The organism is Anaerozeibacter quisquiliarum, from assembly GCF_051162045.1.
Taxonomy (GTDB): Bacteria; Bacillota; Clostridia; order Christensenellales; family Aristaeellaceae; genus Anaerozeibacter; species Anaerozeibacter quisquiliarum.
Genome location: NZ_JBISDI010000002.1, coordinates 86044 through 109753, shown reverse-complemented (window position 1 = coordinate 109753; position 23710 = coordinate 86044). Strand labels below are relative to the sequence as shown.

Genomic DNA, 23710 nt, shown 5'->3' with positions numbered 1-23710 from the left:
CGGAAGCGGCATGAATCTATAATCCGGCTAGGCGGGAGGGAGCGCGTCGCATGACCGCTCCCTCCGTTGTACTTTTTGAAGGCATGGAAGAGGAAGCATCGCATGAAACGCATACTCACGATCCAGGACATCTCTTGCGTGGGCAAGTGCTCGCTGACGGTGGCGCTGCCGATCATCTCCGCGATGGGCGTGGAGACGGCCGTCATTCCGACGGCGGTGCTGTCCACCCATACCGCGTTCAAGGGGTTCACCTTCCGCGATCTGACGGGCGACATCGAGCCGATCATCCGGCACTGGCAAGCCGAGGGGATCGGCTTTGACGCGCTGTACACCGGCTACCTGGGCTCGCTTACGCAGATTCAGCTGGTGGGTGCGGCGTTTGACGCGTTCAAGACGCCGGAAAACCAAATCGTGATCGACCCGGTGATGGGCGATCACGGCAAATTGTATTCGGGCTTCACGCCGGAATTCGCGCGCGAGATGGCGAAGCTGTGCGCCCGGGCCGACGTGATCGTGCCCAACATGACCGAGGCCTGCGCGATGCTGGGCAGGCCCTACATCGGGGGCGGCTATGACGAAGGAGAAATCCGGGCGCTGCTCGCCGCACTGACCGCTCTGGGCGCGCGCTGCGCGGTGCTGACCGGCGTGAGCTTCACAGCGGGGCAATTGGGCGTCATGGCCTACGACGCGCGCAAAGGCCGATACGAGTCCTACTTCCGCGAGCAGGTGCCGGTCAGCTTCCACGGCACCGGCGACATCTTCGCCAGCACGATGGTCGGCGCGCTGACGCGCGGCCTGAAACTGCCCGAGGCGCTGCGCGTCGCGGTTGACTTCACCGTGGACAGCATCGCGCTGACCGTCAACGATCCCGACCACCGCTGGTACGGCGTCAATTTCGAGCAAGCCCTGCCCGCGCTGGCGCGGCGGATGGAGTCGGTCTAGGTAAGCGCTGATCAAATCCCACGCGCGATGGCGGCTGCCTTTTCGTCATCTCGCGCCCGCAAAATCCTCGACGTAGCGCTGCTACGCCTTCGTCTTTTGCGAGCACGATCTGACGAAAATTCAACTCGCCATCGCACGCGCGCTTTAATCAGCGATTACCTAAACGCGCCCCTCCCGCGCGATGCGCTCGATCAGCTCGCTCGTCTGACGCGACTTTGCGCCGCGGGGGCGGGCGATGCGCCAGGCGGCGTTGGCGTTGCCGAGCGCGAGGCAGCCCTCCGGCGGCCGGCCGCGCAATAGGCCGTACAGGAAGCCGGCGTTGAAGCTGTCGCCCGCGCCGGTCAGGTTGCTGGCGTCCGCGACCGGGAAGCCCGCCTTGCGCAGTACGCGGCCGCCGCGCGCCAGCACCGCGCCGTCCGCGCCGCATTTGACGACGACCGTCGGGCCCAACTGCGCGAGCGTGCGGGCGGCCTGTTCGGGGTCTTCGTGCCCGGTCAGCGCCGCGGCCTCCGACTCGTTGGGGAAGAAGAAGTCGACATGTTCAAGCGCCGACCGGATGCCGCCGTCCCACGCGCCGCTGTCGTCCCAGCCGGTGTCGAGCGACACCGTCGCGCCGTTTTCATGCGCCCGCTTAAACAACTCGGGCAGCGCCGGGCGCAGCGCGCTGAGCAGGTAGAACCCGCCCACGTGCAGGTGGCGCGTCTGCCCGAGCAGTTCGCTCGGCACGTCGTCCGCGCACAGCTTCGCGGTGGTGCCCAAGTAGCTGACCATCGCCCGGTCGCTCGGGGAGGTGATCGACACCGTGACCCCGGTGGGCGTAGCCGCATCGCGCACCATTCGCTCATCCGACAACCCCATCTCCGCGAGCAGCTTGACGGCCACCTGCCCGTAGAAGTCCTCGCCCACCCGCGCGCACAGCGCCGTATGGATGCCGAGCGCGCATAGCGACACGGCGGTCAGGCAGGACGAGCCGCCCAGCTCCAGCGCCATGCCGTCGGCCAGGATCTCGATGCCGGCCCTGGGCATGTTGCCGCGCGTATACATGGTGATGTCCGGGTTGATGTCGCCCACGACCAGGCATTCGTAGCGCTTCATAGTATCCTCCAATCAATGAGGGGCTATAACGCCGAGGGGCGGCTCCTCCCATTCCCCTCTTAATGAGGGGAATGGGCCGCTCTCAACGATACAGCCCCTCCGTGCTCAGGGGTGCAAATTATCCGATGACGTCCTTGTAATTTTGGGCGGTCGCGGTCTCGACGCCGGTGTTGATGAACGGCCCGCCGATCGCCTCGTCGAAGGGCGCGTCGATCGCCTCGCCCTTAATCAGCTTATACAGGTTCATGACCGACTGGTAGCCCATCTGGTAGAAGTTCTGCCCGACCGCCACGTCCAGCACGCCCGCCTCGAAGAAGGCCGGGGTGGTCTCGGGGAAGATGTCGACCGTCACGATCTTGCGCAGCGGATCGGCCAGCCTCCAGGCGTTGGTTTCGGGCATGGCGGTGGTGGATACGGAGTAGGGCCAGCCGCCCGACATGAACCAGGCGTGGAAGTTGTCGCCCTCGGCGCGGCTGTAGGCCTCGACGCCCTCGATCGCCTTGTCCACGTCGTCGTCGCAGGCGTACGAGTACACCACCTCGATGTTGGTGCCTTTAATCGCGTCGGCGAAGCCCTGCTTGCGCGCCTCGATGTCGTTGGCGCCCGGGATGCCCTCGAGCTGCGCCACGCGCACCTTCTCAAGCCCGGAATCCTTGAACAGCTCGATCATGTGCTCGCCGCAGGTGTAGCCGGCCTTGTAATTCTCGGTGCCCGCGTAGAACGCGCGCTGGGAGCCGGGCGAGTCCACGTCGTAGCAGGACACCTTCACGCCCGCGGCCACGGCGCGGTCGATCACGTCTTTGAGCGCGTCGCCCGTGGTGCATGAGATGGCGATGCCGTCCACGCCCAGGTCGATCAGGTTGTTCACGATCTCGTTCTGCAGCTCGGCCTCGGCCCTGAGCGGCGACTGCCACTTGGTGGTGATGCCCAGCTCCGCGCCCGCCGCGGCCACGCCCTTCTCCGCACCCAGGAAGATCACGTTGCCCAGCTGCTGTCCGATGCCCACGATGACGATGTCCTTGTCCTCCTTGGCGAGCGCGCCGCCCGCGACGCCCAGCAGCAGCGTAAGCGCCAATAGCACCGCCCAGATTCGCTTCATGTAGGAAATCCCTCCCGTTCGTTTATTATTTCCACGGCTTCAAAGCCGCCGAAATCCTTCGCGGATCAGCGCTTTCCCTTGCGCAATTGATCGACCGACACCGCCGCGATGATTACGCAGCCGATAATCAGCGTCTGCCAGTACGAGTCCACCTGCAAAAGCACCAGCGCGTTGCGCAAGACGCCGATGATGGCCGCGCCGATCACGGTACCGGTCACCGTGCCCTCGCCGCCCGACAGCGACGCGCCGCCGATCACCACCGCCGCGATGGCGTCCATTTCAAAGCCGTTGCCCGCCGTCGGCTGGCCCACGCCCAGCTTTGACGCGGTAATCATGCCGGCCAGCGCGGCCAGCGCGCTCGACAGCGTGTAGACCAGCACCTTGAGCTTTTTCGTGTTGATGCCCGAGATGCGCGTGGCCTCCTCGTTGCCGCCGAGGGCAAAGATGCGCCGGCCGGTCGTGGTCTTGTTGAGGAAGACGGCGAACACCACCGCAATGAACACCATGCACCAGATCGGCACCGGTATGCCCAGCAGGTAACCCTGGCCCAGGTAGTTGAACGACTCGGGCAGCCCGGAGATCGGATAGCCCTTGGTGGCGATGTAGCACACGCCGCGCGCGATCTGCATCGTGCCCAGCGTCGCGATGAACGGCGGCAGCTTCAAATACACCACCATCAACCCGTTGAGCGCGCCCACCACACAGCCGACCGCGATGCCCAGCGCCAGCGCCGGGATCAGCGGCACGCCCCAGGATGTGATCGCCAGCGCCGAAACCACGCCCGCCAGGCCGTAGACCGAGCCTAACGACAGGTCGATGCCGCCGGTGATGATAATCATGCTCACGCCGACGCCCGCAATTGCGATGGCCGAGAACGAGCGCGCCGTGGACAGCACATTGGTGATCTTGATGAACGCCGGCGACACGGCGGCCATGAACGCGCACATGATGACGAAGATCACGAAGATCGTCAGCGTGGAGGAGTTGAATCGGGGCTTCGCCCTCCGGGCGGGTGCGTTGTTGCCCTGGATCATAGATTAGTTCGCCGCCTTTCTGTATGGGTAACGGCCTATGAGACGGCCATATGCATAATGGCTTCCTGGCTGGCCTCGCCGCGCGCAAGCTCGCCCTTGATGCGGCCCTCGTGCATGACCACGATGCGGTCGGACATGCCGAGGATCTCGGGCAACTCCGATGAGATCATGATGATCGCCACCCCCTGCCGGGCGAGCGCGCTCATCAGCGCGTGGATTTCTTTCTTCGCGCCCACGTCGATGCCGCGCGTGGGCTCGTCCAAGATCAGGATGGTCGGCCCGGTGGCCAGCCACTTCGCAAGCACCACCTTCTGCTGGTTGCCGCCCGACAGGTTGAGCACCCGCTGGGCGGTGCCGGGCGTCTTGATCCGGAGCGATTCGACGTAGCGGTCGGCCAGTTGATGCTCCGCGCGGTTGCGGATGAACCAGCCCGCCGCCACCTTGCGCAGCGCCGCCAGCGAGATGTTCTGCTTGACCGTCATGCCGAGGATCAGCCCCTGCTCCTTGCGGTCTTCGGGCAGCAGCGCCAGCCCATACGCAAGCGCGTCTTCGGTCGATTTGATGTCGGCTTTCTCGCCGCGCACGTAGATGTCGCCCGAGGCGCGCCTGTCGACGCCGAACAGCGCGCGCATCACCTCGCTGCGCCCCGCGCCGACCAGCCCCGCAAAGCCCAGGATCTCGCCGGCGCGCAGCGTGAAGCTGATGTCTTTGAGCAAGGCCCCGGTGGACAGAGCGCGCACGTCCAGCACCACCTCGCCGATCTCGGCGCTCTCCTTGACGAACAGGTCCTTGACCTCGCGCCCCACCATCAGCGAGATGACCTCGTGCTCGCTTACCTCGCCGGTCTTCAGCCGGCCCACCATCTCGCCGTCGCACATCACCGCGATCTCGTCGGAGATTTCGAAGATTTCGTTCATGCGGTGCGAGATGAAGATCACCGCAACGGAGCGCTCCTTGAGCCGCCGGATGATCTCGAACAGCGTCTCGGTCTCCGACTCGGTCAAGGAACTCGTCGGCTCATCCATGATGATTAGCCGCGCGCCCTGCGACAGCGCCTTGGCCACCTCGATCATCTGCTTCTGCGCGGTGGACAAAAGCCTTACGGGCGTCGCGGTGTCGAGCGTCAGCCCGACCTCGCGCAGCAGCGCGCGCGCCTCCTCGTGCTGGCGCGCCTTGTCGACGAACAGCCCCTTTTTGAGCTCGCGCCCGACGAAGATGTTCTCGGCCACGTCCATGTTGCCCAGCAGATTGAGTTCCTGGTAGATGATCGAAATGCCCATGCGCTGGGCGGTGAGCGGCGAGTCGATATCCACCTTGGCGCCGCCCAACAGGATTTCACCCGCGTCCATCCGGTGTACGCCCGACAGCACCTTCATCAGCGTCGATTTGCCTGCGCCGTTCTCGCCCACCAGCGCCAGCACCTGGCCCGCGTAGGCCGACAGGCTGACCTTGTTCAGCGCCTGCACGCCGGGGAACGCCTTACTGATGCCGCGCATGTCGAGCAACGGATCTTGCGTTGTACGCAACAGTGCTCACTCCCTTTCGGCTGTGAGATACATTTTTACGGGTTCATTATGCAATGGATTCATCCATTTGTCAAGTGGGTGGAGGAATATAATTTTTTACAATAATGCGCATGCGGCGCACGGGCGTCAGTTGATCGAGAACACCTTGTCGATGTAGTACTGCGCCGCGCCCAGGCTGTCGCTCTTGGGGCCCGCGCGGGTGTACAGGATGCGCAGGTCGCGCAAGATCGGGCGGTAGGAGGGGCCCTCGGTGAACGAGGAAAGCTTGCGCCTGAAGCGCTCGCCCAGCTGCTCGATGCCGCCGCCCAGCACAATCGACTTGATGCCGGTGACGCACACCGCGGCGTGGATGCCGGTGAACAGCTCGCCCGCCACCTCGTCGATCACCGCCGAGACCGCCGGATCGCCCGCCTCGTAAGCCGCGCCGATCTCGGCCAACGTGAGCGCCTTGTCCGCCGCTGTCGCGGCCAGCACGCGCTCGACCACCCGGTCGGTGTTCACGTAGCGCTCGAGGCAGCCGCGGCTGCCGCAGTTGCACTTGAGTCCGCCGCGCTCGACCGTGATGTGGCCGATCTCGCCGGCGGTGCTGCCGAAGCCGGTGAACATCTCCCCGTGCAGCACCAGCCCCGCGCCCACGCCGTCGCACACGTTGACGTACAGCAGTTCGCGGATCACTTCGCCGTGCCTGTCCAGCCATTTTTTTTCGGCGTAGGCGTGGCACATGGAGTTATTGGCGAAAAACAGCGGCGCGCCCGAACGCGCCTCGAACGCCTCCATCGACGCGCGGCTCAGCGAGGCGTGCATGCTCGACAGTGAGAAGGCGTCGCGCTCGCTTAAGTAGATGCCGGGGAAGCTGACGCACACCGCCGCCACGCTGTCGGGGCGATAGCGCGGCGCGTGAAAGGCCAGCACCTCCTCGAACAGCCGTGCGTATACCTCGCCCGCCTCGGGGCTGTCGTCGAGCGCGTCCTCATCGAAGCCGCCGTACTGGTCGGATGCGTGGGGCAGGAAGTGGGTCTCCAGTTCCTCGTATTGCAGGTTGTACAGTGTGTAGTTGACGCCCCAGCGGTCCAGCGAAAACACCACGATTTGCAGGCCCCGGCCGTTGATCGCCAACCGGATCGGGCGGCGGCCCGATTGCCCCATGGGCTTGGTGCCGGTCTCCACCACCAACTGGGCCCCCAGCAGCTCGTCCACCAGCGCCGACACCGTGGTGGGGCTGAGCCGCGTCAGCCGCGTGAGCTCCGCCCGCGACATGTTGGCGCTGCCGTTGATTAGGTCGAACACCCGCTTGATGTTGTCCGCCTTGATTAGCTGCTGGTTGGTCAGCCGTTCAGGACGGCTGTTGTCACCCAAGTAGTTCATGGGATCACCTCGTTTCGAACTGAGTATAGCGCATTTGGACGCGTTTGAACAGCGCCATTTGTCATTTCGGTTGACAAATAGAAAGAGCCGTGCGATAATGACGGTGATTCATAAACCCACTGGACGAATTGAGGAGGGATGCCGCGTGGACATGGTGAGCACGCTCAAGGGTTCGTACTTCGGCGAGGTGTTTCCGCAGGGCTGGGACATTGGGCGGATCAAGCAATGCATAAGCTACGACCCGGCGCAGGTGTATGAGCGCCAGCCGTTCTGGCACGAGGGGTTTGAGCCATTTATGTGCGAGAACCTCGAGGAATTTGGCGCGTACATGGGCCACGAGATCGCGATGGAGATCAGGAAGGCGCGGGACGAGGATCGAGAGCTGATCCTGATCCTGCCTGTGGGACCGATGGGCATGTACAAGTGGGCGGTGTACTTCCTCAAGGCGTGGGGCGTGAGCTGTAAGCACGTGCACGGCTTCAACATGGACGAATGGAGCGACGCGGCGGGCAACACGCTGCCCGCGGACGACGCGGCGGCGTTCCAAAATGCCATGGAGCAGGCGTTCTACGCGCCGCTTGGGGACCTGACGGTGCCCGAGGCGCAGCGCAACTTCGCCACCAGGCAGAACCTGCCGACCTATGCGGACAAGATCGCCGCGCTCAAGCGCCGGGGCGCGAAGCAGGTGATGGTATACGGCATAGGCCGCATGTGCCACATCGCGTTTTGGGAGCCGCATTTCGCCAAAGAATACGCGTCGGTCGACGACTGGAAGGCGGCCACCCACCGTGTCGGCGCGCGGCTGCACCCGTTCACGATCGAACAGAACGCCATCACCAGCTTCCGCAGCGCCTGGCCGCTGATCCCATGCTACGCCAACACGATCGGGCCGGGCATCATCCTGGGCACCGACTACGCGATCGGCGGCTGCGACGGCGTGCTGTCGCGCGGCATGCAATGGCAGGGCATGAGCTTCTGGATGACGCTGCGCTACGGCCCGGACATCAGCGTGACGTCGAGCTTCATCCCCACGATGCCGGGCAGGCTGTTCTTCATGAAGGAGCTGGCCGGGCCGCTGCGCGCGGACACGAATTAGCGGCGGAGAGAGCCATAGCGCAACGCGCGCCCTCCCGGGTTCCTTCTCAGAGGGGCCAAGGAGAGGGCTCGCGTTGCGCTATTTCTCTTTTCACGGCACATGGCAAAGCGCCCCGCCGTACGCGCCGCGAAGCCCGATGCGGTTTCCGTAGGAACTGCCCGCCCTCTTGCTCAAAATCGAACGAGAACGTTCAACTGTTGGCGCTCATCCTTGCGCCCGGCGTCGTATCCCTGGCGCAAGCGGGTCAGGCCGCGCCCCGCGGCACCGTGTGGATCCCGGACAGCGCCATCGCTACCGACGCCGCGGGCGGCATCTCCTCTTATGAGGGTACTTGCGGCGCTTTCGGCGCGGGCACGGCGCCCGCCTGGCATGAGCACGAGGTTTCGTTTGCATAGACCCCAGTGGCTCGACATGCATCAAGGAAAGGCGGGCTTTGCGCGGGGCGCCCGACCAACGGACACACCTTCCGCCGATCGCAGGTGCTGATTAGGAGGATTGCGCGGCCTTGATGGTCTTCAGCCGCTTCATGACGTCGTTCGCGCCCCGGCCGAAGTGGTCGTGCAGCGCGGCGTATTCGCGGTACAATTGGTCGTAAATTCGCTGGTTTTCCGGGATCGGCCGATAGACCACGCCCGTCGTGCCACCCATTTCGCGCGCGGCGTCCGCGATCGAGTCATAGCCGCCGCGCGCCGCACCGGCCGCCAGCGCGCCGAACATCGCCGAACCCAGCGCAGGCGTCTGCGCGGAGCGCGCGATGCCGATCGGGCGGCCGATCACGTCGGCGTACAGCTGCATGATGAACGGATTCTTCTGCGCGATGCCGCCGCAGGCGAACAGTCGGCGCACGTGGACGCCATGCGCCCCGTAGGCCGTGAGGATCGTGCGTGCGCCGTAGGCGGTGGCCTCGACCAGCGCGCGGTAGATGTCCTCGGGCTTGGTGGTCAGCGTCATGCCCACGATCAAGCCAGACAGCGTGCCGTCCACCAGCACCGAGCGGTTGCCGCCCCACCAGTCGAGCGCCAGCAGCCCCGACTCGCCAGGCTTCAGGCGCGCGGCCTTCTCGCTCAGCAGCGCGTGCGGGTCGATGTTCCGCTCGCGCGCCTCGCGCGCGTAGCGCTCGGGCAAGCAATGGTCCACAAACCAATTGAAGTGGTCGCCGGTGACCTGGTTGCCCTCGTAGCCGACCAGGCCGGGCACCACCCCGTCGCGCACCGCGCCCGATATGCCGGGCACGCAGCGCTCCGCCTCGCTCAGCATCACATGGCAGGTCGAGGTGCCCATGATCATCAGCGCGTCGCCCGGCTGCGTCAGCCCCGTGGGCGGCAGCGACACATGCGCGTCCACATTGGCCACCGCCACCGCCGTGCCCACCTTGAGCCCGGTCAGGTGCGCCGCCTCCCCGGTGAGCTCGCCCGCCTTGGAGCCGATCGGCAGCACCGGCTCGGGCATCTTTTCGGCCACCACGTTTTCCAGGCGCGGATCGAGCGCCCGAAAGAAATCGCGCGCGGGGTAGCCCTCGGCCGCGTGCCAGAGCGCCTTGTAGCCCGCGAGGCAGCTGCTGCGCGTAGGCATGCCCGTGAGCATCCACACGACCCAATCGCCGGCCTCGATGAACCGCTCCGCCGCCGCGTAGACCCCGGGCGCTTCCCGGAGCACCTGCCAGATCTTTGGGAACATCCACTCCGACGAGGTTTTGCCGCCATAGCGCGCGAGGAAAGGCTCGCCCCGCTCGGCGGCCAACGCGTTGATCCGGTCGGCCTCGGGCTGCGCCGCGTGGTGCTTCCACAGCTTGACGTAGGCGTGGGGATTTGATGCAAATCCCTGCTTTAGGCACAGCGGCGTGCCTGCGCGGTCGGTCGCGACCATGGTGCAGGCGGTGAAGTCGAGGCCCAGGCCGATGACCTCGTCCTTCGATATGCCCGAGCGCCGCAGCGCCTCGGGCACGATATGGTAGAGGCAGTCGAGGTAGTCCTGCGGGTGCTGAAGCGCCCAGTCGGACGCAAGCCGTGTACCGTCCGGCAGCCGTTCATCCATGACCTGATGAGGGTAGTCCATGGACGCCGAGGCCAGCTCGCGACCGGTACCCACCTCCGCCACCAGCGCGCGGGCCGACAGCGTACCGAAATCGACCCCGATCGCATAGCTGCTCATGATCATCCCGCCCTTACTTTTCAATCAACCGGGTCAGCAGCGCCTGGCTGCGCGACAGGAAGGCGACCATGCGCTCGGATTCCAGCGGGCTGCGCGCCATCTCGCACAGGTCGTAGATCTGTTCGCACAAGAGGGCATCGAGCGCCTCGTCCCCGCTCGCCGCCAGGTGCTGAACCAGCGGGTGACGTTCGTTGAGCGTGAGCGTCTGCTGTTCGGGCATCTTGAAGCCCTTGTCGCCCCATGCGCGGGACATTTCGCCAAACCTTCTCGACTGCTCGTCCACGGTAATCACGGCGGGCAGGCTGTCGGTCTTGAACTGCTTGAGCAGCACTTTGAGCGATTCCTGGTTCAGCGCCTTGCGGAACTTGGCTTCGAGCACGGCGCGCTTATCCTCGTCGGCGTCGCCGGCCTCGGTCAGCCCCAAAGTGCCGGCGTCCACGCGCTCGAACTTGATGGGGTGCTCGCGGTCGCCCGCGTACTCGAGGAACGAGATGAAGTTGGGGTCGATCAGGGTGTCCAGCACCACCACGTCGCGGTTTTGCGCGCGGTACAGCTCGATCATCTGCGCCTGCCGCCTGGGGTCGCCCGAATAGTACACGGTGCGCTCGTCGCCTTCAAACTGCGTCTCGCCGTACTCCTTGAGCGTCAGGTACCGGTCGTCGGTCGTCTTGAACAGCAGCGCGTCCTTCACGCGCTCGTAGAACTTCTCGTCGCGGATCGCGCCGTACTTGACGAACGGGTGGATGTCGTCCCAGTACTTCTGATAGTCCTCGCGCTTGCCCGTGAACTCGCTGACCAGCCGGTCGGCCACCTTGCGCGTGATGTACTGCGACATCTTGCGCACATAGCCGTCGTTTTGCAGGAACGAGCGCGACACGTTGAGCGGCAGATCGGGGCAGTCGATCGCGCCCTTGAGCAGCATCAGGAACTCGGGGATGACCTCCTTGATGTTGTCGGCTACGAACACCTGGTTGCTGAACAGCTTGATTACGCCCTCGCTGCCCGCGAACTCGTGCTTGATGCGCGGGAAATAGAGGATGCCCTTTAAATTGAACGGATACTCGGCGTTCAGGTGGATCCAGAACAGCGGATCTCCGTAGTCGTGGAACACCTTGTGGTAGAACGCCTTGTATTCCTCGTCGGTCACCTCGTTAGGGCGCTTCGTCCACAGCGGCACGGTCTCGTTGACCTGCTCGGGGGCCTTGGCCTCCTCGCCCTCCTTCACCGCTTCCACGGCGCTCAGGAAGATGGGCACCGGCATGAACGCGCAGTACTTTTCCAGCGTATCGCGCAGCGTGTGCAGGTGGAGGAACTCGCGGTCGCCCTCATTCAATGTCAGCGTGATCGTCGTGCCGCGCGCGTCGCGCTCCGACGGCCCCATCTCATAGGTCATGCCGTCGCTGCTCTCCCAGCGCACGGCCGAAGCATTCTCGCGGTAGCTCAGCGTGTCGATCGAAACCTGGCTCGATACCATGAACGCCGAGTAGAACCCCAGCCCGAAGTGGCCGATGATGCCGGCCGAGGCGTCGTCCGGCTTGTACTTCGCGAGGAATTCCTCCGCGCCCGAGAACGCCACCTGCGCGATGAAGCGCGTAACTTCGTCCTCGGTCATGCCGATGCCGTTGTCGACGATCTTGAGCGTGCCCTGCGCCTCGTCCGCGATCACGTCGACGCGGTAGCTGTCCTCGGCCGCCGCCTCGCCGGCACGCGCGAGCGCGCGGTGCTTCGCCACCGCGTCGCAGCCGTTCGCGACCAGTTCCCGCAGGAAGATGTCCTTGTCCGAATACAGCCAGCGCTTGATTACCGGCATGATGTTTTCCGCGTGGATAGAAATGCTGCCCTTTTGAGCCATTTATGACGCCTCCCGTTCTGGATTACACCAATCCCAATCATGAACGCGGGCATGGTTGGGATTGGCACTTATATGATATGGTTTATTGTAGACCGCGCAAGAGGGCTTGTCAATAGAAATTAGCACTCTCCTGCGTTGAGTGCTAACAATTAACCGACGCGACATAATGACCGGGGAGCAAGCCATATCTTCAAGGGAATCGGGAGGTGGTGGGCATGCGAATCCCGTGGGAACTGGTGCTGAGCTTTGGGCTGGGGCTTATGCTGTTGTACCTGATCGGCGCTCTGCTGCTGGTGCCGATGCGGCTGGTGTGGCGGCTGATGGCGGGCGCGCTGTTGGGGGCGCTGCTTTTGTGGGTGGTCAACCAATTCGCGCCGCTGACCGGCTTCACCGTGCCGCTCAATCCGTTCACCGCGGTGATCGTGGGGCTGTTGGGGTTGCCGGGCGCGGCGCTGGTGGTGGCGCTGCAGTACCTGCTGTAGCGGGTCGCGCGGATCCGGCTGCCGGGATCGGTTCCCCGCCGTGCGGGCAAGCGCGCCCCTTGGGGGAATCCATTTTAACCGGCAAAGCTGGCACAAATGATCGGATATGGAGGGCGGCGGCCCGGAAATCCCTTTGGGTTTTTCGCAAGCGATCGACCGGCATCGGCTGAATATCAGGGAAGAACATGGTATACTAATGGTGTATGTGGGGGTGAGCGCATGGATTGGCCGGCGGGCGTGATTTGGGTCATTGACCGGTTGACGGATGCGGGGTACGAGGCCTACGCGGTGGGCGGCTGCGTGCGCGATTGGCTGCTTAAGCGCGCGCCCGTCGATTGGGACGTAGCTACGTGCGCGCGGCCCGACCAGGTGCGCGCGGCGCTTGACGGCGCGCGGGTGATCGAAACCGGCATCAAGCACGGCACCCTGACCGCAATCTACGGAGGACAGGCCGTCGAGGTCACCACCTTCCGCGCCGACGGCGCGTACACCGACCACCGCCGGCCCGACGAGGTGCGCTTCGTGTCCAGCCTGCGAGCGGATCTCAGCCGCCGCGACTTCACGATCAACGCCATGGCGATGAAGCCGGGCGGCGCGCCGATCGACTACTTCGGCGGCCGGGCCGACCTGGCCGCGCGCGCCGTCCGCGCCGTGGGGCGGCCCGAGACGCGCTTCGCCGAGGACGCGCTGCGCATCCTACGCGCGCTGCGCTTCGCCGCGCAGCTGGATTTTACCGTCGAGCCGGCCACCGCGCGCGCGCTTCACGATATGCGCTCGGAGCTCAAACACGTGTCGGCCGAGCGAATTTATTCGGAACTCAAACGTCTGCTGGTCGGGCCGGGCACGGCGCGCGTGCTGTTGGGTTTCCCCGAGGTGCTGGCCGAGGCCGCGCCGTTTGGTTTCTACGATGCCCGATTGGTGGGTCGGTTGCCCGAAGACGCGGTGCTGCGGCTTGCCGTGATGATGCGCGGGGGAGATGTGCGTTTGGGGCTGCGCAAGCTGCGCGCCGACAACGCGGCCACGGGCCGGGCGGAGCTGCTCGCCGCGCTGAGCAAGCGGCCGACGCCGGGCGACGCGCGCGGGGCGCTTACATTGCTCAGGGCCGCCGGTGGGCCGGGAGCCGCGCGGGACGCGCTCGCGATCTGGCGGGCCGAGGGCCGAGATGTGGATGAGGCGCAGGAACTCGTCGAGGCACTCATCCGGCAAAACGCCTGTTATCGGCTGAGCGACCTCAAAGTCAACGGCCGAGACCTGATCGCCCTCGGCGTCCCCAGAGGCCCCGCGCTCGGTTCCACGCTCGAAGCGCTGCTCGACCGGGTGATGGCGGGGGAGACGCCGAACGAGCGCAAGGCGCTGCTCGAGGCGGCGCGGGGGATGAAGTTGGGCATGGGCTGAGTCTGTCCGCGTTCCGGTCGCTTGCCGCTCGGCGCCGCGTATGTTCCCCAAAGTGTGTCCGCCCTACGCTTTCTGGTTCTGACAGGTGTGAGGCGGGCACACTTTTTCTCGCGTCTATCCCATCGCCCGGCCCAGCGCCGACAGATCCTCCGGCTCGGTCAGATCGAACCCGGTGTTCAGGTTGAGCACGATGCTGCGGCCGGCGATGTCGAGCAGGGCCTCGCGACCCTGCGCGTCGGTCAGCCGCAGCAGGAAGCTCTGGCCGGGCATTGCTTCGCGCAGGCCGTCGGGAAACAGCTTCCTGCGCACTTGCGCGCCCTCGAGCGCCGCCAGGCAGGCGCGGATGGCCGTGGGGTCGGTCAGTTCCGCGCGGACCGGCCCGCCCTGTGTGACCGCGGTCAGCTGCGCTTGCTTGAGATGCTCCAGGTCGACCGCGCGCGCCAGCTGGTCGGTCAGCGCGATCGGCCGAAAGTACCACATGGGGACGACCAGCGCCGCCAGCAAGACGACCGCTACCAGCACAAGAAACGCGCCGAATCGGCGCTTGTTCACGATGCGCACGGAAAACCCCCTTCCCTTTGTTCGCCGTGTCAGGTCATACCAAGCAACGCCTGGGCGTTTCGGCAGAGGATCAGATCCATCTCCCTGCCGGTCAGTTGCAGCCGGTCCAGCCGCTCAAGTTCCTCGGCCGGCGTCCACATCGGGTAGTCCGAGCCGAACATCACGCGCTCGGCCCCGAATGCGCGGATGATCCGTCGGGCTTCATTGGGTTCGAGCGCGTACAGCGAGCTCGAACAGTCCACGTACACGCGCTCATGCCCGGCAAGCTGCCGCGCGCCCTCGGCCCAGTCCGACCAACAGCCCAGGTGCGCGGCGATCAACGTCAGCCGCGGGAAGCGTCTGAGCACATCGAGCACCTCGGACGGGTTGGAGTTCCGATAGCGCCGGTCGCCGGTGTGCGCGAGCAGCGGCATGCCCGTAGACTCCAGCGCCTCGTAAAGCTCGTCAAACCGCGCGTCGTTGAGGGCCACGCCTTGAATGTCGGGGTGAACCTTGACGCCCTTGAGCCCCAGCGCCTTGATGCGCCGCACTTCGTCGCCCTTGCCCGCGAAGTTCTGGTGCATCGCGCCCAGCCCGTACAGCAGCCCCGGATGCGCCGCCACCGTCTGGCTGGTGAAGTCGTTGATGATGGCGGTCTGCGCGGGGGTGGTCGCCGCCGAGCACAGCAGCGCCCGGTCCACGCCCGCATGGCGTTCCATGTCGAGCAGTGTGGACAACCGCCCATCCGCGCCCATGGACAGATTATAGAACCGGGCGATGTTCGAAGCCGCCTTCTCGGCGATGCCGTCGGGGAAGATGTGCGCGTGCACGTCGATTATCATGGAGCATGCCTCGCTTTTGTGGGGATGATTTACTATAGCATGGGTTTGTTAAGGGATGAAGCTGGAGGAGGGGCGCGGTTTTGCGCGGCGGGGGACTCGCTCCCTGCGGTCGCATCGGGAACGCCGCGCCGCCGTCGCTTGAGTTCGGCTGCGCGGTCCGTGTGTGGGGAGCGGATGCGGCGGCGCGGGGGACGGGGAGACGGCCTCCGGCGGTCAAGGGCGCCGCCCTTGGAACCCGCCAAAGGGGCTTTGCCCCTTTGGAATCCCCATGACCGCTTACGCGGGGATGCGCGAAGGCCGCCCGAAGGCGGCCCTCGCAAAAGCAGCGATATGCGGCAATGGATTCTTTCGCAACCGGCGCGCGAGCGCTCCGGGGCGTCCGGAGGGCTAATACCGCTCCCGCTTCACATAGGTCGTGTGCAGCAGTTCGTGCGCCTTGTGGGAGTTGGGCTTGCCCAGGAAATCGGCGTAGATTTGCTTGATTTCCGGGTTTTCGTGGGACTTGCGGACGGCCTTGCCGGCGTCCTCGCGGTAGAGCGCGTTGGCGCGCAGCACGCGCGGGTCGGTGATTTCACGCTGCTCGGGCGAGACGATCGGCTGACCGCCGCCGTTCACGCAGCCGCCGGGGCAGCCCATGACCTCGATGAAGGTGTAGTTCTTCTCGCCCGCCTTGACCTGCTCGAGCAGGTGGCTGGCGATGCCGGTCGAATGGGCGACCGCGGCGTTGATCTCCAGGCCGTTCAGGTTGAGCGTGGCTTCCTTGACGCCGGCGAGCCCGCGCACGGCATCGAAATTGACGTCGTCGAGCGACTTGCCGGTGATGACCTCGTAGGCGGTGCGCAGCGCCGCCTCCATCACGCCGCCGGTCGCGCCGAAGATTACGCTCGCGCCGCTCGACTCGCCGAGCAGCTTGTCAAAGTCCTGGTCGGGCAGCCGCGCAAAGTCGATGCCGGCCTGCTTGATCATGCGCGCAAGCTCGCGCGTGGTGATGACCACGTCCACGTCGGCCATGCCGTTGCTTCCGAGCTCCGACCGCGCGGCCTCAAACTTCTTGGCCGTGCAGGGCATCACCGACACCACCACGATCTTCTTCGGGTCGATGCCTTCCTTCTCGGCGAAGTAGCTCTTAATCAGCGCGCCCTCCATCTCGTGGGGCGACTTGCAGGTGGACAGGTTCGGCAGGAACTCGGGGTAGTAGGTCTCGCAATACTTGATCCAGCCGGGCGAACAGGAGGTAATCATCGGCAGCACGCCGCCGTTGGTCACGCGGTCAACCAGCTCGTTCGCCTCCTCGAGGATCGTGAGGTCGGCGGCGAAGTCGGTGTCGAACACCTTGTCAAAGCCCATACGCCTGAGCGCGCAGGCCATCTTGCCGGTGACCGAGGTGCCCATCGGCATGCCGAACTCTTCGCCCAGCGCCGCGCGCACCGCGGGCGCGGTCTGCACGACCACGTACTTGTCGGGGTCGGACAGCGCGTCCCACACCTGCTTGGTGTCGTCTTTCTCGGTCAGCGCGCCGGTCGGGCACACCGAGATGCACTGGCCGCAGTTGATGCACGGCGATTCCGCCAGCGAATCGCCCCAGGCGCACTCGATCGCGGTGTTGAACCCGCGCTTGACCGCGCCGATCACGCCCACGTTCTGCAGGTTCGTGCAGACGGCCACACAGCGCCGGCACAGGATGCACTTGGCGTTGTTGCGTACGATCGAGGGCGACACCTCGTCGATTGTGGACGGCGTTATCGAGCCCTCGAAGCGGTTCTCGTCGGACACGCCGTACTCGTTGCACAGCGCCTGCAGCTCGCAATTGGTGGAGCGCACGCAGGACAGGCAGCTCTTGTCGTGGTTGGACAGCAGCAGCTCGAGGTTGATTCTGCGCGCCTCGCGTATCTTGGGCGTGTTGGTCTTGACCTGCATGCCCTCGGTCGCGGGCAGCACGCAGGACGCCTGCAGCGCGCGCGCGCCCGTATCGACCACGCACATACGGCATGCGCCGATCTCGTTGATGCCGCTCAGATAGCACAGCGTCGGTATGCGGATGCCCGCGGCACGGGCGGCCTCGAGCACCGTGGTGCCCTGCGGAACCGACACCGCGACGCCGTCGATTAACAGGTTGATCGTGTTCATGACTGGCATCCTCCTTATTTCTTCACGATCGCGCCGAACTTGCACTTCTCCATGCAAGCGCCGCACTTGATGCAGACGGCGGGATCGATGACGTGCGGCTCCTTGACCGAGCCCGAGATCGCGTTCACCGGGCAGACGCGGGCGCACAGCGTGCAGCCCTTGCACTTGGCCGGCAGGATCTCGTAGCGCAGCAGTTTCTGGCACACGCCCGCGGGGCAGACCTTGTCGTTGATGTGCGCCTCGTATTCGCTGCGGAAATGGCGCAGCGTCGACAGCACCGGGTTGGGCGCGGTCTGCCCGAGTCCGCACAGCGCGGTCGAGCGGATGTTCTCGGCCAGGCTCTCGAGCTTTTCGATGTCGCCCTTTTGGCCGTTGCCCTCGCAGATGCGGTTGAGGATCTCGAGCATCCGGCGGGTGCCGATCCGGCAGGGCGTACATTTGCCGCAGCTCTCATCGACCGTGAAGTCCAGGAAGAAGCGCGCGATGTCCACCATGCAGTTGTCCTCGTCCATGACGATCATGCCGCCCGAGCCCATCATCGAGCCCGCCGCGATCAGGTTGTCATAGTCGATCGGCGTGTCCAGCAGCGAAGAAGGCAGACAGCCGCCCGACGGGCCGCCGGTCTGCACCGCCTTGAACGCCTTGCCGCCCGGGATGCCGCCGCCGATCTCGTAGATGATCTCGCGCAGCGGTGTGCCCATCGGCACCTCGAGCAGACCCGTGTTGTTGATCTTGCCGCCGAGCGCGAACACCTTGGTGCCCTTCGACTTTTCCGTACCCATCGAGGCGAACCACTCCGGGCCGTTCAAGACGATCTGCGGGATGTTGGCGTAGGTCTCGACGTTGTTGAGCACCGTGGGTTTGCCGAACAGGCCCTTGACCGCCGGGAACGGCGGGCGCACGCGCGGCTCGCCGCGCAGGCCCTCGATCGAGTTCATCAGCGCGGTTTCCTCGCCGCACACGAACGCGCCCGCGCCCAGCCGTACGCCGAGGTCGAAGCTAAAACCGCTGCCGAAGATGTCGTTGCCGAGCAGGCCGTACTCGTGCGCCTGCTCGATCGCTAACTTCAGCCGCTTGACCGCGATCGGGTACTCGGCGCGCACGTAGATGTAGCCCTGGTTCGCGCCGATCGCGTAGCCGGCGATCGTCATCGCCTCGATGATCGCGTGCGGGTCGCCCTCGAGCACCGAGCGGTCCATGAACGCGCCCGGGTCGCCCTCGTCGGCGTTGCAGCACACGTATTTCTGATCGCCTTGGGAGGCCTTGGCGAACGACCACTTGAGGCCGGTCGAGAAACCCGCGCCGCCGCGGCCGCGCAGCCCCGACGCCTTAATCAGCTCGATTACCCCGTCGCTGGTCATCTCGCTGAGCACCTTGTGCAGCGCGCGGTAGCCGTCGAACGCGATGTACTCGTCGATGTTCTCGGGGTCGATCACGCCGCAATTGCGCAGTGCCACACGCTTTTGCTTTTTGTAGAAGTCCACATCGTCGAGCGCGCGCACCGCGCCCGATTCGGACACCGACTCCTTGTACAGCAAACGCGTAACAATTCTGCCCTTAATCAGGTGTTCGGATACGATCTCCTCGACGTCGGCGTCGCTGATCCGGCTGTAGAACGCGCCCTCGGGGTAGATGATGACGACCGGGCCGGCCTCGCACAGGCCAAAGCAACCGGTGTGCACCAGCTTGACTTCCTTCGAGAGGCCGTTCTTGTCGATCAGGGTTTCAAATTTTTTCAGAATTTTCGCGGAGCCCGAGGACGTACAGCCGGTGCCGCCGCAAATCAACACGTGGGAGCGGAACAGTTCCATTCGGATTCCTCCTCGTTCTATTCGGCGGCGCCGATGGTGTATTCGTCGACGGGTCGGCCGTTGACGACGTGCTCGGCCACGATGCGGCCCGCCATCTCGGGCGTAACCTTGACGTAGGTGACCTTGCTCTGACCGGGCATGAAGACCTCGACGATGGGCTCGAGCCGGCACATGCCGATACAACCGGTCTGCGCGACCGCCACCTCGAGCAACCCGCGTTTGCTCACCTCATCCAGGAAGGCCAGCATCACCGGCCGCGCGCCCGCGGCGATGCCGCAGGTGGCCATGCCCACCACGATGCGCGCGCCTTCGTGATCGCGGCGCAGGTTGACCTTGTCGAGCGTTTTCTGGCGAATCGCCTCAAGTTCGGCAAACGACTTCATAATCAATGGCACCTCCATAAGTCTTTCATTTACGCCGCGCGGCCTCGTCCGCCGCGCCCAGGCCCTCCGCGATGTATTCGCCGATCCAGGAAAGCACGGCCGGCTCGTTCAGCGCCACCCCATCCAGCGCCTGCCGAATCTCGCGCGTGTCGAACCGGAATGCGTGCTCGCCTACCCGGTAATCGAGCACGAAGTCGGGCCGGTCGGGCGCGCCCAGGATCAGCGAGCGCATCGTGGCGCTGAGGTCGCCCATCGGGGGCAGGTCGATGCTGTTCAATTCGAACCGCGCGACCAGCCGCGTACCCAAACCGGGCGTCGATTCGAGCGTCAGGCCGCCGCCGCAGAGCTCGGCCAGCTGCATGAACATCGGGATGCCCAGACCCACCTTGCGGGACTTGCGCGTGGTGCCGAACGGACTGGTCACGCGCGCAAGCAGCGCCTCATCCATGCCGCAGCCGTCGTCGATCAGCGCGATGACGAGCAGGCCCGGCAATCGGCCGATCGCGATCTCGATCGTCACAAGCGTTGCCCCGGCCGAGATGGAATTCTGGGCAAGGTCCAGAATATGCAGCGACAGCTCAAACATCTGCTACATAGCCCGGTACTTGTCGAGGATGCCGGGAACGTCGTCGGGCGTCAGGCGGCCGTACACATCCTCGTTAATCATCATGACCGGCGCCAGGCCGCACGCGCCCAGGCAGCGCGTATCCTTGAGGGTGAAGCGCAAGTCGGCGGTGCTTTGGCCCGGCTTGCAGTCGAGCTCCGACTCAATCCGCTCAAGCACCGTCTTCGCGCCCTTGACGTAACAGGCGGTGCCCAGGCACACGCCGATCACGAACCGGCCGCGCGGCTCCAGCGCAAACTGCGAATAGAAGGTGGCCACGCCGTACACCTCGCTCAGCGTGACATTCAGCCCCTCGGCGATGTGGCGCTGTACCTCGCGCGGGACGTGGTCAAAGATGTCCTGCGCGGCTTGCAGCGTGCGCATCACGGCCCCCCGTTCGCCCTTGTTGGCCGCAATGACCTCGTCGAGCTTTTGCAGCTTGCCCTTGTCTTCCAGAACGGACATAAGGCGGATCCTCCTCATAGTTAAAATATTATCAGGACGAGGCAAAACAAAAGCCCCGCCTGACCAAGGCCGTTATCGATTATAGCACAAACGGTCGAATGATGCCATCTTTAGAGATGAAATTTTACAAATGCAGCAGTTTGGACAGGGGGATGTTTGGACATAGGGGATAACAGAAACCAATCGGATTGACATGGTTTCAGCGCTCGCGCGGATCCGGGCAGCTGCCGCCGCAGCCGTTTGCGTACGGGCAGTTGTCGCAGGCCGAGCGGCCGCCGGTGCGGATAAAGCGCGCAAGGCGGCGGATCAGGATCCAGGCGGCCGCGCCCGCGATCAGCGCCGCCACAATGTAGCCGATTGCGTTCATGAAAATCCCATGAGCCTCCCTACCTGATAGATGATGAGCGCCGCCGAATAGGCGCTGCCGATTTGCATGGCGATCGCCAGCAAAGTGTACTTCGCCGAGCGCATCTCGCGCCTAAGCGCGGCGACGGCCGCCACGCAGGGCGTGTACAGCAGGATGAACGTCAAAAACGAATAGGCGGACAGCGCCGTGAAGTGCGCCTTGAGCAGACCGGCCAGCTGCGTCGTGTCGCCCGCGGCGTACAGCACGCCCAGCGTCGACACCACCGCCTCCTTGGCCACGAGTCCGCTTAAAAGCGCCACGCCCTTTTCCCATTCGCCGAAGCCGAGCGGCCTGAACACGGGCGCGATCCAGCCGCCGATCGTCGCGAATAGGCTGCGCGACGAGTCGGTCACGTAATGCAAATCGGACGAGAATGCCTGCAAGAACCAGATCAGCACGCTCATGGCGAAGATCAGCGTGCCCGCGCGGGTCAAAAAGTCCTTGGCCCGATCCCGCAGCCGCCTGAGCACGTTGATCGGCGTCGGCCAACGGTAGGGCGGCAACTCCATGACGAACGGCGTGTCGCCCTCGCGGAAGGCGGTCTTGCGCAGGATCAGCCCGGCCGCCACCATGACCAGCATGCCCATCAGGTACAGGCTGAGCACCGTCAGCGCCTGGTGCCGCTCGAAGAACGCCGCCGCGAACAGCCCGTACACCGGCAGCCGCGCGCCGCAGGACATGAACGGGGTCAGCATGATCGTCATGCGCCGGTCGCGCTCGTTTTCAACGCCCCTGGCCGCGATGATCGCGGTGGTGGTGCAGCCAAAGCCCATCAGCATCGGGATGAACGAGCGCCCGGACAGCCCCATGCGACGCAGCAGCTTGTCGGTGATGAACGCGGCCCGCGCCATGTAACCCGAATCCTCGAGGATCGACATGCCGAGGAAGATGAGCAGGATCTGAGGCAAAAAGGTCATCACCCCGCCCACGCCCGCGATCACGCCGTCCAACACCAGCGACTTGAGAGCGGCGCTCGCGCCCATGAAGGCGAGAGCGGCTTCGGCCGCGCCCGACAGCACGTCGCCGATCAGCCATTCCATCAAGCCGGTCAGCGTCCGCCCGATCGGCCCGAAGGTCACGGCGAACATCAGCCCCATCACGAGCAAAAAAATGGGAAACGCCAGGTATTTGTTCATCAGCAGCCGATCGATCCGGTACGATGCATCCTCCCGGTTCACCGCCGAGCGCTTGAAGCCCGATTCGCGCAGCGCCCGCTCGATTGCGCGGTAGCGGCAGTCGGCCACCAGCGTCAGCGCGTCGATGCCCGGGTGATCCGCCCGGCCGCGCCCGACGTAGCCGTCCACAATGGCCTCAATGGACGCGCGCTGGTCGCCCGTCAGGTAGGCCGCCCCGAGCAGCGCCTCGTCGCCCTCGAGCAGCTTGAGCGCCACCCAGCCCGTCGGCGGGGCGAAGTCGTCGTCGCCCTCGTCCTCGTAGCCGCCGATGTGGGCGTGGCGCGCGCGCTCGCCGTGGTCGTCGTCGCGCTCCCGCTCGTCGCGGTGCGCGTGGTGCTCGCGCTCGTCGAACGCCGAGTGCGAGCCCGCGCCGCCCAGCGCCGCCACCAACTGGCTGACCGCGAGGCGCGTGGAGGCGTCGTAGCGCTGAACCGGCGATACCGGGCGGGGGCCCCGCACCTGATCGTGCAGCGCCTGAAACAGCCGATCAAAGCCCCGGCGCTTCTTGGCCGAGATGGGCACCACCGGCGCGCCGAGGAAATGCGACAGCCGCTCGCAGTCGATCCCGCCGCCGTCCTTCTCGAGCTCGTCCATCAGGTTGAGCGCGATCACGGTCGGGCGCTCGAGCTCCATCAACTGCAGCGTCAGGTACAGGTTGCGCTCGATGTTGGTGGCGTCCACGATGTTGAGCACCACGTCGGGGCTGTGCTGGGCGATGAAGTGGCGCGTGATGTTCTCCTCGATCGAATAGGGCGAGAGCGAGTACACGCCCGGCAGGTCGACCAGGAGCGCCTGGTCGTCGCCGATTTCAAAGCAAGCCTCCTTGCGCTCCACCGTTACGCCCGGCCAGTTGCCTACGTATTGGTTGGAGCCGGTCAGCGCGTTGAACAGCGTGGTCTTGCCGCTGTTGGGATTGCCCGCCAGCGCGATTGTGATGTTCAAGCGCGTCCTCCTCCCCTGGATACCAGGATCTGGCGGGCGTCGGCCTCGCGCAGCGTCAGCTGGTAGCCGCGCAGCCGGATCTCCATCGGGTCGCCCAGCGGCGCGCGCCGCGATATCATAACGCGCGTGCCCGGCGTGATGCCCATCTCAACCAGACGCCGCCGCGCGCGCCCCTCGACGTCGATGCGCTCGACGACCGCTTCCTCCTCGTTGCCGAGCGCGTTCAGCGCGGCGAGTTCCCGATTGGCCATCGGCGTCCCCTCCCATTGGTACAAGATTACGGTTAGCATCAGGTAACTATTCGGATGATAGCGCAAGCGCGCGCGTTCGTAAAGCACGGCCCGGCGACGTTTCCCGTTAAACTTCGGAAATGCCGCG

General features: G+C 65.2%; 22 protein-coding genes. 5 read left to right on the top strand and 17 right to left on the bottom strand.

Features of this window, described 5'->3' with window-relative positions; all coding sequences use genetic code 11:
• Positions 1-102: 102 nt before the first annotated feature.
• Entirely contained in the window at positions 103-942 is an 840-nt protein-coding gene (locus ACH6CV_RS01480; RefSeq protein WP_456356381.1) for a pyridoxamine kinase, read from the top strand.
• A 159-nt stretch (positions 943-1101) separates the two neighbouring features.
• Here ACH6CV_RS01480 and ACH6CV_RS01475 read toward each other — a convergent pair whose 3' ends face one another.
• The 5 genes from ACH6CV_RS01475 to ACH6CV_RS01455 form a co-directional block, all read right to left on the bottom strand.
• On the bottom strand, positions 1102-2037 hold the full coding sequence (locus tag ACH6CV_RS01475) for a carbohydrate kinase family protein (protein WP_456356380.1): 936 nt from the start codon (positions 2035-2037) through the stop codon (positions 1102-1104).
• Positions 2038-2155: 118 nt separating this feature from the next.
• Positions 2156-3136 (bottom strand): substrate-binding domain-containing protein, encoded by a 981-nt coding sequence (locus ACH6CV_RS01470; protein ID WP_456356379.1) that lies wholly within the window; start codon positions 3134-3136, stop codon positions 2156-2158.
• Between the two features lie 65 nt (positions 3137-3201).
• Positions 3202-4170 (bottom strand): ABC transporter permease, encoded by a 969-nt coding sequence (locus tag ACH6CV_RS01465; RefSeq protein ID WP_456356378.1) that lies wholly within the window; start codon positions 4168-4170, stop codon positions 3202-3204.
• A 35-nt stretch (positions 4171-4205) separates the two neighbouring features.
• Complete coding sequence (locus tag ACH6CV_RS01460) at positions 4206-5696, bottom strand: sugar ABC transporter ATP-binding protein (RefSeq protein WP_456356377.1); 1491 nt, start codon at positions 5694-5696, stop codon at positions 4206-4208.
• 126 nt (positions 5697-5822) lie between these two features.
• Complete coding sequence (locus tag ACH6CV_RS01455) at positions 5823-7061, bottom strand: ROK family protein (protein ID WP_456356376.1); 1239 nt, start codon at positions 7059-7061, stop codon at positions 5823-5825.
• Positions 7062-7212: 151 nt separating this feature from the next.
• On the opposite strand from ACH6CV_RS01455, the gene ACH6CV_RS01450 reads away from it, so the two are divergent.
• Both ACH6CV_RS01450 and ACH6CV_RS01445 read left to right on the top strand, forming a co-directional pair.
• Positions 7213-8157 carry a 6-phosphogluconolactonase gene (locus tag ACH6CV_RS01450; RefSeq protein WP_456356427.1) on the top strand — a complete coding sequence of 315 codons (945 nt, stop codon included), beginning with the start codon at positions 7213-7215 and terminating at the stop codon, positions 8155-8157.
• Positions 8158-8354: 197 nt separating this feature from the next.
• Positions 8355-8552, top strand: a complete 198-nt coding sequence (locus tag ACH6CV_RS01445) for a hypothetical protein (RefSeq protein ID WP_456356375.1) — start codon at positions 8355-8357, stop codon at positions 8550-8552.
• 91 nt (positions 8553-8643) lie between these two features.
• Here the strand turns inward: ACH6CV_RS01445 and ACH6CV_RS01440 are convergent, their stop codons facing one another.
• Both ACH6CV_RS01440 and htpG read right to left on the bottom strand, forming a co-directional pair.
• A complete protein-coding gene (locus ACH6CV_RS01440) occupies positions 8644-10308 on the bottom strand; it encodes a ribulokinase (protein WP_456356374.1) in 1665 nt (554 codons plus the stop codon).
• A 13-nt stretch (positions 10309-10321) separates the two neighbouring features.
• Complete coding sequence (htpG, locus tag ACH6CV_RS01435) at positions 10322-12160, bottom strand: molecular chaperone HtpG (RefSeq protein ID WP_456356373.1); 1839 nt, start codon at positions 12158-12160, stop codon at positions 10322-10324.
• A gap of 215 nt (positions 12161-12375) precedes the next feature.
• On the opposite strand from htpG, the gene ACH6CV_RS01430 reads away from it, so the two are divergent.
• The gene (locus ACH6CV_RS01430; RefSeq protein ID WP_456356372.1) at positions 12376-12642 is read left to right on the top strand and encodes a pro-sigmaK processing inhibitor BofA family protein; all 267 of its coding nucleotides are present in this window, start codon (positions 12376-12378) and stop codon (positions 12640-12642) included.
• A gap of 219 nt (positions 12643-12861) precedes the next feature.
• Complete coding sequence (locus ACH6CV_RS01425; protein WP_456356371.1) at positions 12862-14037, top strand: CCA tRNA nucleotidyltransferase; 1176 nt, start codon at positions 12862-12864, stop codon at positions 14035-14037.
• 114 nt (positions 14038-14151) lie between these two features.
• Here ACH6CV_RS01425 and ACH6CV_RS01420 read toward each other — a convergent pair whose 3' ends face one another.
• The 10 genes from ACH6CV_RS01420 to ACH6CV_RS01375 form a co-directional block, all read right to left on the bottom strand.
• Positions 14152-14598 carry a hypothetical protein gene (locus ACH6CV_RS01420; protein ID WP_456356370.1) on the bottom strand — a complete coding sequence of 149 codons (447 nt, stop codon included), beginning with the start codon at positions 14596-14598 and terminating at the stop codon, positions 14152-14154.
• A 29-nt stretch (positions 14599-14627) separates the two neighbouring features.
• Positions 14628-15419, bottom strand: a complete 792-nt coding sequence (locus ACH6CV_RS01415; protein WP_456356369.1) for an amidohydrolase family protein — start codon at positions 15417-15419, stop codon at positions 14628-14630.
• A gap of 387 nt (positions 15420-15806) precedes the next feature.
• Positions 15807-17546 carry an NADH-dependent [FeFe] hydrogenase, group A6 gene (locus ACH6CV_RS01410; RefSeq protein ID WP_456356368.1) on the bottom strand — a complete coding sequence of 580 codons (1740 nt, stop codon included), beginning with the start codon at positions 17544-17546 and terminating at the stop codon, positions 15807-15809.
• Between the two features lie 14 nt (positions 17547-17560).
• Positions 17561-19351, bottom strand: coding sequence for an NADH-quinone oxidoreductase subunit NuoF (gene nuoF, locus ACH6CV_RS01405; RefSeq protein ID WP_456356426.1), 1791 nt, complete (start codon positions 19349-19351; stop codon positions 17561-17563).
• A gap of 23 nt (positions 19352-19374) precedes the next feature.
• On the bottom strand, positions 19375-19740 hold the full coding sequence (locus tag ACH6CV_RS01400) for a (2Fe-2S) ferredoxin domain-containing protein (protein WP_456356367.1): 366 nt from the start codon (positions 19738-19740) through the stop codon (positions 19375-19377).
• A 25-nt stretch (positions 19741-19765) separates the two neighbouring features.
• A complete protein-coding gene (locus tag ACH6CV_RS01395) occupies positions 19766-20326 on the bottom strand; it encodes an ATP-binding protein (protein ID WP_456356366.1) in 561 nt (186 codons plus the stop codon).
• A gap of 3 nt (positions 20327-20329) precedes the next feature.
• The gene (gene nuoE / locus ACH6CV_RS01390) at positions 20330-20809 is read right to left on the bottom strand and encodes an NADH-quinone oxidoreductase subunit NuoE (protein ID WP_456356365.1); all 480 of its coding nucleotides are present in this window, start codon (positions 20807-20809) and stop codon (positions 20330-20332) included.
• Between the two features lie 199 nt (positions 20810-21008).
• Entirely contained in the window at positions 21009-21176 is a 168-nt protein-coding gene (locus tag ACH6CV_RS01385; protein WP_456356364.1) for a hypothetical protein, read from the bottom strand.
• Positions 21173-23332, bottom strand: coding sequence for a ferrous iron transport protein B (feoB, locus tag ACH6CV_RS01380; RefSeq protein WP_456356363.1), 2160 nt, complete (start codon positions 23330-23332; stop codon positions 21173-21175). Before feoB ends, ACH6CV_RS01385 begins: the two co-directional genes overlap by 4 nt.
• Positions 23329-23583 carry a FeoA family protein gene (locus tag ACH6CV_RS01375; RefSeq protein WP_456356362.1) on the bottom strand — a complete coding sequence of 85 codons (255 nt, stop codon included), beginning with the start codon at positions 23581-23583 and terminating at the stop codon, positions 23329-23331. Before ACH6CV_RS01375 ends, feoB begins: the two co-directional genes overlap by 4 nt.
• Between the last annotated feature and the right edge of the window lie 127 nt (positions 23584-23710).